We start from the raw sequence: 11598 nt of genomic DNA, 5'->3' as shown, positions 1-11598 counted from the left end.
TCGACGCCTGGTGCTCGGACAGACCCCGCGCCCGCACCCGCACCACACCCCTAGAAGCACTCCGCCCTGCCGACCAGAGGCCGGCAGGGCGGAGAAAGCTACGTGCCCTCAATTAGCCAACAGCATCTTCCCTGGGGAACACGGGGGCACCGCCGTTGCGCGGGAGGCCGGTCAGTCGCCGATCAGGGCGTCGACGAAGGCCTGCGGCTCGAACGGCGCGAGGTCGTCGGGGCCCTCGCCGAGGCCGATGAGCTTGACCGGGACGCCGAGTTCGCGCTGGACCGCGACGACGATGCCGCCCTTGGCGGTGCCGTCGAGCTTGGTCAGCACGATGCCGGTGATGTCGACGACCTCCGCGAAGACGCGGGCCTGGGTGAGGCCGTTCTGCCCGGTGGTGGCGTCCAGCACGAGGAGGACCTCGTCCAGCGGGCCGTGCTTCTCCACGACGCGCTTGACCTTGCCGAGCTCGTCCATGAGGCCGGTCTTGGTGTGCAGGCGGCCGGCGGTGTCGATGAGCACGACGTCGGCGCCCTCGGCGATGCCCTCCTTGACCGCGTCGAAGGCGATCGAGGCCGGGTCGCCGCCCTCGGGCCCGCGCACGGTGCGGGCGCCGACGCGCTCGCCCCAGGTCTGGAGCTGGTCGGCCGCGGCGGCGCGGAAGGTATCGGCCGCGCCGAGGACGACGCTGCGACCGTCCGCGACGAGGACGCGGGCCAGCTTGCCCGTGGTGGTGGTCTTTCCGACGCCGTTGACGCCGACGACCATCACGACGCCGGGGGTGTCGGCGCCGCTCTCCGTCTTCACGGACCGGTCGAGGTCGGCCCCGACCAGGGTGACGAGCTCCTCCTTCAGCAGGGCGCGCAGCTCGGCGGGGGTGCGGGTGCCCAGCACCCTGACCCGCTCGCGGAGCCGGTCGACGAGCTCCTGCGTCGGCACGACGCCGACGTCGGCGATGAGGAGGGTCTCCTCGATCTCCTCCCACGTGTCCTCGTCGAGGTGCTCGCGGGACAGGAGCGTCAGCAGCCCCTTGCCGAGGGAGTTCTGCGAACGGGCGAGGCGCGCGCGCAGCCGGACGAGGCGGCCGGCGGTGGGCTCGGGCACCTCGATCTCGGGGGCGGCCGGGGCCTCGGCCTCGGCGGCGGGCGCCTCGGGGGCCTCGGGGGCGGCGGCCTCCGCCTCGGGGAGGCCGACCTCCTCGATCGTGCGGCGCTGCTCCTCCGCCGTCGTGGCGGCGTCCTCCCCCACCTGGGGTTCGGCGGGAGGCGCGGTGATGGTCGGCGTGCTGGGCGGCGCCGGCGGCGGCAGCTGCTTCTTCTTGCGGCTGCTGACCACGAGCCCGCTGACCGCGCCGACCGCGACCAGGGCGATGAGTACTACGGCAAGGATGAGGATGTCCATAACGGCTTCAGTATGCGCGAACCTCCGCCCGGCACCGGGGCCGCGCACCGGGACCTTCCCCGCCGTTCGTGCGTTTGCGGCGGAAACTACGATGAGGGGCGAATTCCCGAAAATCACCTCATCGGAGCATGTATGCCTGCCGAGACTCCCGACGGCGCGATAGAGACCCGGGGGCTGGAACCCGTCCCCGACGCGGAGCGCACCGGACGCGTCCGCGAACTCGTCCCCACCTGGGTCGCCGCCAACATCAGCGTGCTGCTGCTGACCATGGGCGCCGGCCTGGTGATCTCCAACGGGCTCAACATCTGGCAGGTGCTCGTCGTCGCCGTGGCCGGCCCGGTCGTCTCGTACGGGCTCGTCGGGCTGATCTCGCTGGCCGGCAAGCGCGGCGGCTCGCCCGGCATGGCGCTCTCGCGGGCCGTCTTCGGGCAGCGCGGCAACCTCTTCCCCGGCGCGCTGATCTGGATCGCCCGCTGGGGCTGGGAGACCATCAACGCGGTCAGCGGTGCCTTCGCCCTGCTCACGGTGGTGGACCTGCTGTTCGGCGTGGAGAAGAACACCTTCCTGATCGTGGTCGCCCTGCTGCTCTTCGTGGGCTGCACGTTCCTCGTCTCCGGTCTCGGGATCAGCGCCCTGCGCGCCTGCTCGACCTGGTCGACCTACCTGTTCAACGCGTTCAGCGTGCTCGTCCTCGGCTACCTGGTCGCCGAGACGGACTGGGCGGCCGTGTTCGACCGGCCGGCCGGCTCGACCGCGATGACGGTCGCCGGCATCGGGACGATCGCCGCGGGCGGCATCAGCTGGGTGCCGTCGGGCCCGGACTTCACCCGCTACCTGCCGCGCACGGCCTCCGCCCGCGGCGTGGTCGGGGCGACGGTCGGCGGCGCGGCCGTCGTCGTGATCCCGATGGTGCTGATGGGGGCCGTCATGGCGGTGGGCACCCCGGACCTGGCCTCCGCGCAGGACCCGGTCTCCTTCATCGGGGAGCTGCTGCCCGCCTGGATCGCGGTGCCGTACCTGCTGATCGCCCTCGTCGGCATGCTGCTGATCAACTCGATGTCCATGTACTCGGCCGGGTTCACCGCGCAGACCCTGGGCATCAACGTGCCGCGGGCGGCCGCGGTCAGCGTCAACGCCGCCATCAGCCTGGTGTTCGGCTTCCTGCTGATGGTCGTCGCGACGAGCTTCTTCGGCTCGTTCATCTCCTTCCTGACGCTGCTGGCCGTGGCCTTCTCCGCCTGGATCGGCGTGTTCGGCGCCGACATGCTGCGCCGCACCTCGTACGACGGGCAGGCGCTGATGGACACGACGCGGACCAGCGCCTACTGGTACCGCGGCGGCTACGCCTGGCAGGCGATGGCCGCCTGGGGCGCGGCGCTCGCCGCGGGCCTGCTGTTCACCCGGGTCGACTGGTTCGCCGGCCCGCTCGCGGACACCTGGATCGGCGCCAACGGGCTGGGCTGGGCCGTCGGCATCGTCACCTCGGCCGTGCTGTACGCCGTCCTTCCGCGCCCGGCGGCCGCGCCGACGGGCGGGCCGCGGGACGGGGCCGGCGCATCGCGGGCGGAGTCGGAGCCCGCCGGGGCCCTGTCCATCTGACGCCGCCTCGGCTACCGTCCCCCTTCGCCGCCCGCGCACCGCATCCGGCGAAGGGGGACTTCCGCATGCCCGTCACCGTGGCCCGGTTCAACCTGGTCGACCCGCAGGGCACCCCCCGGACCCTGTCGGCCCGCTACCGGATGGCCCTGGAGATGGCCCGGTACGCGGACGACCGCGGCCTCGACACCGTCCAGGCGGAGGAGCACCACGGCACGGACAACAACTGGCTGCCCTCGCCGCTGGCGTTCGCGGGCGCCGTCCTCGGCGCGACGCGGCGCGTGACCGTGACCGTCTCGGCGATCATCGGCCCGCTGTACGACCCTCTGCGCGCCGCCGAGGACATCGCCGTCCTGGACCTGCTGAGCGGCGGCCGGCTCGTCACCGTCGCGGGCCTCGGCTACCGCCGGGAGGAGTACGAGCAGCACGGCGTCGACTGGGCCCTGCGCGGCCGGCTCCAGGACGAGCTGCTGGAGGCGCTGCTCGCGGCGTGGACGGGAGAGCCGTTCGCCTTCCGGGGCCGCACGGTGCGGGTGACGCCGGCGCCGTACACCCGGCCGCACCCGCCGCTGCTGGTGGGCGGCAGTTCGAGGGCGGCGGCCCGGCGGGCGGCCCGGCTGGGGCTGCCCTTCTTCCCGGGCGCGCACCTGCCGGAACTGGCGGCGTACTACGCGGAGCGGCTCGCGGCGTACGGCACGGAGGGGTTCTGCATGATGCCGGCGGAGCGGACGGCGCTGCTGCACCTCGCGGAGGACCCGGACCGGGTCTGGGCCGAGCACGGCGCGTGCTTCCTGCACGAGGCCCGGACGTACGCCTCCTGGCAGTCGGGGGACGTGCGCAGCGCGGTGCGCTCGGCGGCGGGCTCGGTCGGGGAGCTGCGCGCGGAGGGCGTCTACCGGGTGCTCACGCCGGACGAGGCGGTGGAGTACGCCCGGGGGGCGGAGAGCCTCGTGCTGCACCCGCTGTGCGGCGGGATGCCGCCGGACGAGGGCTGGCGGAGCCTGCACCTGCTGTGCGAACGGGTGCTGCCCCGGCTCGGGAAGTGAGCCGGGGCAGCACCGCTTGCGTGAGGAGCGGGGTGGTGGCGGGGGATGGTTACCCCATCTCCTCCAACGCCTTGCCCTTGGTCTCCGGCACCCACTTGAGGATGAACGGGATCGAGAGCACGGCGAAGACGGTGTAGATCACGTAGGCGCCGGACAGGTTCCAGTCCGCCAGCGACGGGAACGTGACGGTGATGAGCCAGTTGGCGACCCACTGGGCCGCGGCGGCGACGCCGAGCGCGGCGGCGCGGATGCGGTTGGGGAACATCTCGCCGAGGAGGACCCACACCACGACGCCCCAGGACAGCGCGAAGAACAGCACGAAGGAGTGGGCGGCGACGAGCGCGACGGCGGCCTGGAGGTCCGGCATGGTGATGTCGTCGCCGGTGCCGGTCGTGTACGAGAACGCCCAGGCGGCGGTGCCGAGCGAGAGGGCCATGCCCACCGAGCCGATGAGGGCGAGCGGCTTGCGGCCGAGGCGGTCCACGAAGATCATCGCGATCACCGTGCCGATGATGTTGATGATCGACGTGGTGAACGAGTAGAGGAAGGAGCTCGTGGGGTCGATGCCGACGGACTGCCACAGCGAGGAGCTGTAGTAGAAGATCACGTTGATGCCGACGAGCTGCTGGAAGACCGAGAGGCCGATGCCGACCCAGACGATGGGCAGCAGGCCGAAGCGGCCGCCGAGGAGGTCCCTGAAGGTGGACTTGTGCTCGGAGCGCATCGCGTGCTCGATCTCGGCGACGCGGGCGTCGAGGTCCACGCCGGAGCCCTCGACCTCGGCGAGGACCTTGCGGGCCTGCTCGGTGCGGCCGGCCGAGATCAGGAAGCGGGGGGACTCGGGGATGACGAATGACAGCAGCCCGTAGAGCACGGCCGGGACGACCATGACGCCGAGCATCCACTGCCAGGCCTCCAGACCGGCGAGGTCGCCGCGCTGGTCGCCGCCCGCGAGGTTGAGGATGGCCCAGTTGACCAGCTGGGAGATGGCGATGCCGATGACGATCGCGGCCTGCTGGAAGGAGGCCAGGCGGCCGCGGTAGGCGGGCGGGGAGACCTCGGCGATGTAGGCCGGGCCGATGACCGAGGCCATGCCGATGCCGAAGCCGCCGACGATGCGCCAGGCGGCCAGGTCCCACAGGGCGAACGGCAGGGCGGAGCCGACGGCGCTCGCGGTGAAGAGGACGGCGGCGATCTGCATGCAGCGGATTCGGCCGATCCGGTCGGCGATGCGGCCGGCGGTGGCGGCGCCGAGCGCGCAGCCGATCAGGGCCGCCGCGATGACCTGGGCCAGGGCTTCGGACCCGACGTCGAAGCGGTCCCGGATGGCGACGACGGCGCCGTTGATGACCGAGCTGTCGTAGCCGAAGAGGAAGCCGCCCATCGCGGCGGCGGCGGTGATGAAGATGACGTGCCCGAGGTGGTCGGACCGGGCGGCGCGCCCTCCGTCCGGAGCCGGCGCCTTCTCTGTGCTGCTGCTCAAGGTGTGCTCCTGTGCCCTGCTGCGACGGCGGGCGGGTGGGGTGTTTTTTCCTTCCAGTGGGGCACAGGTCGACAACCGGCACCACTCGAAGGGAAGAGGCGGCGCAGCGAGCTTATGTGTTCATTTCTTGAAGTCAATAGGTGAGGGTGAACTCCACAGGAAGAGAGAGCGCCAGAAACAGCATGACCTGCCCGGACTGTCTCAGGGGAAAGTCTTCAGTTCTTGAAGGCCAGGGGTCGGGAGAGAGGTCCGGAGCCCCCCGTACGGCTCAGCGGAGCCGCTGACTGATCACCTTCGAGACGCCGTCGCCCTGCATGGAGACGCCGTAGAGCGCGTCGGCGACCTCCATCGTGCGCTTCTGGTGCGTGATGACGATCAGCTGCGAGCTCTCCTGGAGCTCCTCCATGATCCGGATCAGCCGCTGGAGGTTGGTGTCGTCGAGCGCCGCCTCGACCTCGTCCATCACGTAGAACGGGCTCGGCCGGGCCTTGAAGATCGACACCAGGAGCGCGACGGCGGTCAGCGACCGCTCCCCGCCCGACAGCAGCGACAGCCGCTTGACCTTCTTGCCCGGCGGGCGGGCCTCGACGTCGACCCCGGTGGCGAGCATGTCGTCCGGGTCGGTGAGCACCAGCCGGCCCTCGCCGCCGGGGAAGAGCCGCGAGAAGACGCCCTCGAACTCGCGCGCCGTGTCGTGGTAGGCCTCGGTGAAGACCTGCTCGACCCGCCGGTCGACCTCCTTGACGACCTGGAGGAGGTCGGCGCGGGTCCGGCGGAGGTCCTCCAACTGCTCGCTGAGGAACTTGTGCCGCTCCTCCAGGGCCGCGAACTCCTCCAGCGCCAGCGGGTTGACCTTGCCGAGCTGCTGGTACGCGCGCTCGGCGGCCTTCAGCCGCTTCTCCTGCTCGGCCCGCACGAAACGGCCGGGCCGGTTGCGGGGGTGCTCCGGGTCCTCGGGGAGTGCCTCGCCGTCCGCGGGCGGGCTCGGCGGGACCGGCTGGTCGGGCCCGTACTCGGCGAGGAGCGCGTCGGCGCCCATGCCGAACTCCTCCAGGGCCCGGCCCTCCACCTGCTCGATCCGCAGCCGCTTCTCGGCGCCGAGCACCTCCCCGCGGTGCACGGAGTCGGTGAGCTTGTCCAGCTCCGCCTTCAGGTCGCGGCCGCGGGTGCGCGCCTCGCCGAGCTCGCGCTCGCGCACGGCCTTGGCCTCCTCGGCCGCCGCGCGCTCCTCCCGGGCGCGGCCGAGGGACACCTCGACGTGCGCGAGCAGCTGGCGGGCGCCGTCGGCGACGGCACGGGCGACCTCGGCCTCCCGGCGCAGCCGCTCGCGGCGGGCCGCGGCCCGGGCCCGCGCCTCGCGTTCGGCGCGGGCGCCCCGGTCGAGGGCGTCCGCCCTCCCGGCCAGGGCCTTGACCCGCTCCTCGTGGGTACGCAGTTGCAGCCGCGCCTCCATCTCGGTCTGGCGGGCGTTGGCGCCGTCGGCGGCGAGCCGGTCGCGTACGGCGGTGTCGGGCTCCTCCTCGGCTTCGCCATGGCTCTCCTCGGCGGCGGCCAGCCGTTCGGCGCACTCCTCGGCCTCGGCCAGCGCCTCCTCCAGCGCGGCCCGCGCCTTCTCCGCGGCGGCGGCGCTGCGCTCGGCCTCACCGCAGGCGCCCTTCGCCTGGCCGGCGAGTCGGCCGAGCTGCTGGGCCGTGCCGGCGCGGGCCTGCTCGGCGGCCCGGCGCCGCTCCCCGAGCTCCTCGACGCGGGCGGCGCAGGCCCGGCGGTGCTCCCCCGCGGCCTCCTGCGCGGCGGCCAGCTCCCGGCACCGCCCGTCCAGGCGGTCGAGCTCCGCCGCGGCCTCGTCGACGGCGGCCTGCACCTCGATCAGGCTGGGCGCGCCGGCGGACCCCCCGTGGGCGAGGTGCGCCGCGAGCACGTCCCCGTCCCGGGTGACGGCCACCGCTTCGGGCCGCGCGGCGACGAGCGCCTCGGCCTCGCCGAGGTCCGCGACGAGGTAGTGGTCGCGCAGCACCCGGGCGACGGCCCGCACGAGATCGGCGTCCCCGCGCACGAGCCCCGCGGCCGGAACCCCGAGCAGCACATCCGGACGCGCCTGCTCGCCTTCGGCCGCGGCAGAGGGCTCCGCCTGAGGCCCGTCAGGAGGGGCAGCGGTGAGGTGGCGGCCGCCCGGCACGGCCGGAGCCGCCGACGCGCCCGCGGCCGGGCCGACCGGGACCCCGGGGGCGGCAGGGGCATCCCCGCAGGCGGCAGCGGCGCTCACCCGGCCACCGGGCACCGTCAGGCACTCCACGGCAGCCGCGGCAGCGGGGCCACCGTCAGCCACTCCCGAGGCCGGCGGGAGAGCCGTGGCTCCGGTGGCGGCCGCCGCGGCCGCGGCACCCTCGGCCGCCCCGGCGTCTCCGCCTTGGCGGCCACCCGGCACGGCCTGGCCCGCCGGGCCGCCCGGAGTTCCCGGAGCTCCCGGAGCGGCCGGAGCCCCGCCCGAGGCGGAGGAGAAACCGGCCTGGCGGCCACCCGGCACCACGGCCTGACCCGCCGAACCGCCCGGAGTTCCGGGAGCTCCCGGAGCGGCCGGAGCCCCGCCCGAAGCGGACGAGGAACCGGCCTGGCGGCCACCCGGCACCACGGCCTGGTCCGCCGGGCGGCCCGGAGCTCCCGGAAGGACCGATGCGGCCGGAGTCCCGTCCAAGGCGGAGAAAGCGGCGCCGTCTCGACCGCCCGGCACGATCGGGCCTTCGCCCGAACCCCCGGGAGCGGCCGGTGCAGCGGCAGCCCCGTCCGAAGGGGACGCAAGGCCCGCCCGTCGGCCGCCCGGCACCGCGGTCGGGTCCGCCGGGCCGGCCGCAGGCGCGGCTGGGTCCGGGGTCCGGCGGGATGCGGGCGGGGTCGTGATCAGGAAGGCGGCGCGGCCTGCGTCCGTGTCGCGCAGGTGGCGGATGGCCCGGGCCGCCGCCGCCGGGGAGTCCGCCGCCAGGGCGTCGGCCGCGGCGCCCAGGGCCGCCGCCACCGCGGCTTCGCAGCCGGGGGCCACCGTCAGGCGTTCCGCCGCCGGGCCGAGCAGGCCGGCCAGGCGGTCGCGGGCGGCCAGGGCCGCGCCGGTGCCGTCCTTGCGGCGCAGGCCCAGCGCGAGGGCGTCCCGCCGGGCCGCGACCGCTGCCCGGGAGCGCTCCGCGGCCGTCGCCGCGTCCCGGGCCGCGGCGAGCGCCGCCTCCGCCTGCGCGAGCTCCGCCTTCGCCGCCTCGTGCTCGCCGTCGGCCGAGGGCTCCTCCAGCCCGCCGACCTCCTCGGCCAGGGCCTCGTACTCCTCCTGCGCTGCCTGTGCCCGCTGCCGTGCCGCGTCGCGCGCGGCGGCCAGCCGGTCGGCCTCCGCCTGCGCGGCCCCGGCGCGCGAGCGGGCGGCGCCGAGCCGTCCGGTCAGCCGGGCCAGGCCCTCGCGCCGGTCGGCGATGGCCCGCGCGGCATCCCGCAGCCGCCGCTCCTCCTCGGCGAGGGCCCGCTCCAGTTCGGCGCGGTGCGCGGAGGTGTCCTCCAGGGCGCGCGAGGCCGCCTCCAGCGCCGCCGCCAGCTCCGCCTCCTGCTCGCGGATCCGGGCGGCCTCGCGCTCCATGTCCTCGGGGTCGCGGCCCCGCCGCTCCTCCTCCTGCGGCGCGGACGCCGACCGGACGCGGGCGTCGGCCAGGGAGGCCGTCCCGCGGACCCGCTCGGCCAGCTGCGACAGCTCGTACCAGGTCTGCTGGGCGCGCTGCAGCCGCGGGGCGAGGCCGCGCACGGCCTCCTCCAGCTCCGCCTCGCGGCGGACGGCGTCGGCGAGCTGCGCCTCGGCGGCGTCCTTCCGCCCCTTCAGCGCGGCCTCGTCGGCGAGCTCTGCCTCCAGCGCGGCCCGCAGGGCCACCAGGTCGTCGGCGAGGAGCCGCAGCCGGGCGTCGCGCAGGTCGGCCTGGATCACGGCGGCTCGGCGGGCGACGGCGGCCTGCCGGCCCAGCGGCTTGAGCTGCCGCCGGAGCTCCTCGGTGAGGTCCTGGACGCGGGAGAGGTTGGCCTGCATCGCGTCGAGCTTCCGCAGCGCCTTCTCCTTGCGCTTGCGGTGCTTGAGGACGCCGGAGGCCTCCTCGATGAACGCCCGGCGCCCCATCGGGTCGGCGTGCAGGACGGAGTCCAGCTGGCCCTGGCCGACGATGACGTGCATCTCGCGGCCGATGCCGGAGTCGGAGAGCAGCTCCTGGATGTCGAGGAGCCGGCAGGTGTCGCCGTTGATCTGGTATTCGCTGCTGCCCCCGCGGAACATGATCCGCGTGATGGTGACCTCGGCGTAGTCGATCGGCAGGGCGCCGTCGGAGTTGTCGATGGTCAGCGAGACCTCGGCCCGCCCGAGCGGCGGGCGGCCGGTGGTCCCGGCGAAGATGACGTCCTCCATCTTCCCGCCGCGCAGCGACTTGGCTCCCTGCTCTCCCATGACCCAGGACAGCGCGTCGACCACGTTCGACTTGCCGGACCCGTTGGGGCCCACCACGCAGGTGATGCCGGGCTCGAAGCGCAGGGTGGTCGCGGACGCGAACGACTTGAAGCCGCGCAGGGTCAGGGACTTGAGGTGCACGCCGCCGGACTTTACCTCTCGCCCGCGGTTTCACCCGTGAAGGTGCAGGGCAGGAGTCCGGCCAAGCCCGGGCGCGGCCCCTCGGCGGGCAGGGCGGGGGAAAGGAGAGAAGGGACGCCGAAGCGTCCCTTGCAGTGTCGTGCGGGGCTGGAATCGAACGACGATGAGCGCGGATCAGGTGAGCGCAGGCTCCGCCTGGGGTACGTCGATGTCGATGCGGTCCAGCAGCGAGTCTCCGTGCTGAGCGGCGGCCGCGTTCAGCGCGTCGTTTTCGGACTGAATCCGTGAGAGCTCGGACTCGAGGTCCTGGACGCGCTGCTGAAGCCGTCGCATCTCGGCGAGGAGTCGCGGGTCGGAACCGCCGACGTAACCGAGAAGCGCCTTTGCCATGATGGATGGTCCTCCACACTGAGTGACCGACCGAAGCGGTGTGGGTCGTGAGGGCTTCGCACCCGCGGATGTCCGACAGCAACTGTCAGTCACTGCGCTTAACTCTGCCAGCACTGCCAAACAGCTAGGGTGCGCGGGGCTTCCAGCGTCTCACCAAAAAGTTTGACGGTCAACACGATCACGCCCCGTATCGGCGGGCAGGCCGGTTCGCGCAGAGGCTGTGGAGATCGTCCGCTCTTCCGAGCCTTCCACGTCCGCGCGACACCGGCAACGCGTCGGAGGCGAAGGTGCAGATCCGGAGCCGTGCGGGCGGCTTACGGATGTGATCAGTGCATGATCAGCCGGTACGTCAGCGGATCGCGAAGCCGTCGTAGCCGCCGCGCGGCGTGCCCCAGATTTCCGTCACCCCGTCGACCCTGCCGGGCGTGTCGCCGGAGCGGAGCCAGTCCAGCAGCCGGTGGCAATTCTCACGTTGACCTTCGGCCACCACCTGCACTCGCCCGTCGTCCAGGTTGAGGGCGAACCCGGTGACCCCGCCGATCTCCAGCGCATTGGCCCTGGTGAACCAGCGGAACCCCACTCCCTGTACACGGCCGCGCACCCAGGCGGTCAGGCGGACATCTTCGCTCATGCGCGAACGCTATCCGCCCGGGCCCCTTCCGACCGCACCGCCCCCGGGGTGCCTTCGCGTACAGTCACGCCTCAATGAACTCACCCGTTTGGGTGAGTTAAGGACGATCTTCTCCCCCGAGGAAGGTACGCCGGATGGGACGCCACCGACTCCACGCCGCGCCGCGCCGCGGCGGCGCGCGCCGCACCGCCGTCCGCTCCGGCCTGCTCGGCGTCTCCGTGGCCGTCGTCCTCGGCACCGCCGCCGTGACCACCGGCACGGTGCCCGTCGGCGACTCCTTCCCTTACGTCGGCGTCTCCTCCGACTCCGACCGCGACGGCCGCGCGGCGCAGGCCAAGCCGGCGGCCACGCCGCGCAGTGCGCCCGCCCAGCAGCAGGGCGGCCTGGCCAGCCTGTCGGGCCGCGCCTCCAGCGCTCCGGAGACCGCCTCCCCTTCCCCGTCGGCCACACCCTCCCC

General features: G+C 74.0%; 7 protein-coding genes and 1 pseudogene. 3 read left to right on the top strand and 5 right to left on the bottom strand.

Going from position 1 to position 11598, the window contains the following annotated elements; all coding sequences use genetic code 11:
• Positions 1–171: 171 nt before the first annotated feature.
• Complete coding sequence (gene ftsY, locus EF903_RS19560; protein ID WP_125544932.1) at positions 172–1398, bottom strand: signal recognition particle-docking protein FtsY; 1227 nt, start codon at positions 1396–1398, stop codon at positions 172–174.
• 132 nt (positions 1399–1530) lie between these two features.
• Here ftsY and EF903_RS19555 point away from each other — a divergent pair, with 132 nt between their 5' ends.
• The gene (locus EF903_RS19555; RefSeq protein ID WP_125544930.1) at positions 1531–2997 is read left to right on the top strand and encodes a cytosine permease; all 1467 of its coding nucleotides are present in this window, start codon (positions 1531–1533) and stop codon (positions 2995–2997) included.
• 65 nt (positions 2998–3062) lie between these two features.
• Positions 3063–4040 carry an LLM class flavin-dependent oxidoreductase gene (locus EF903_RS19550; RefSeq protein WP_125544928.1) on the top strand — a complete coding sequence of 326 codons (978 nt, stop codon included), beginning with the start codon at positions 3063–3065 and terminating at the stop codon, positions 4038–4040.
• Positions 4041–4089: 49 nt separating this feature from the next.
• On the opposite strand, the gene EF903_RS19545 is transcribed toward EF903_RS19550, so the two are convergent.
• The 4 genes from EF903_RS19545 to EF903_RS19530 form a co-directional block, all read right to left on the bottom strand.
• Positions 4090–5523: a sugar porter family MFS transporter gene (locus tag EF903_RS19545; protein WP_125544926.1), complete on the bottom strand. Its 1434-nt coding sequence runs from the start codon at positions 5521–5523 to the stop codon at positions 4090–4092.
• Between the two features lie 268 nt (positions 5524–5791).
• A complete protein-coding gene (locus tag EF903_RS19540; RefSeq protein WP_125544924.1) occupies positions 5792–10120 on the bottom strand; it encodes a chromosome segregation SMC family protein in 4329 nt (1442 codons plus the stop codon).
• Between the two features lie 174 nt (positions 10121–10294).
• Entirely contained in the window at positions 10295–10510 is a 216-nt protein-coding gene (locus EF903_RS19535; protein WP_125544922.1) for a hypothetical protein, read from the bottom strand.
• A gap of 349 nt (positions 10511–10859) precedes the next feature.
• Positions 10860–11141, bottom strand: a complete 282-nt coding sequence (locus EF903_RS19530; protein WP_125544920.1) for an acylphosphatase — start codon at positions 11139–11141, stop codon at positions 10860–10862.
• Positions 11142–11275: 134 nt separating this feature from the next.
• On the opposite strand from EF903_RS19530, the pseudogene EF903_RS19525 reads away from it, so the two are divergent.
• A pseudogene (locus EF903_RS19525) lies at positions 11276–11598 on the top strand (CAP domain-containing protein); the annotation flags it as partial.

Origin of the sequence: Streptomyces sp. WAC05292 (assembly GCF_003949955.1) — a bacterium.
GTDB classification, from domain to species: Bacteria; Actinomycetota; Actinomycetes; order Streptomycetales; family Streptomycetaceae; genus Streptomyces; species Streptomyces globosus.
Note: the sequence above shows the minus strand (reverse complement) of the source record. Positions and strands in the feature narration are given on the sequence as shown.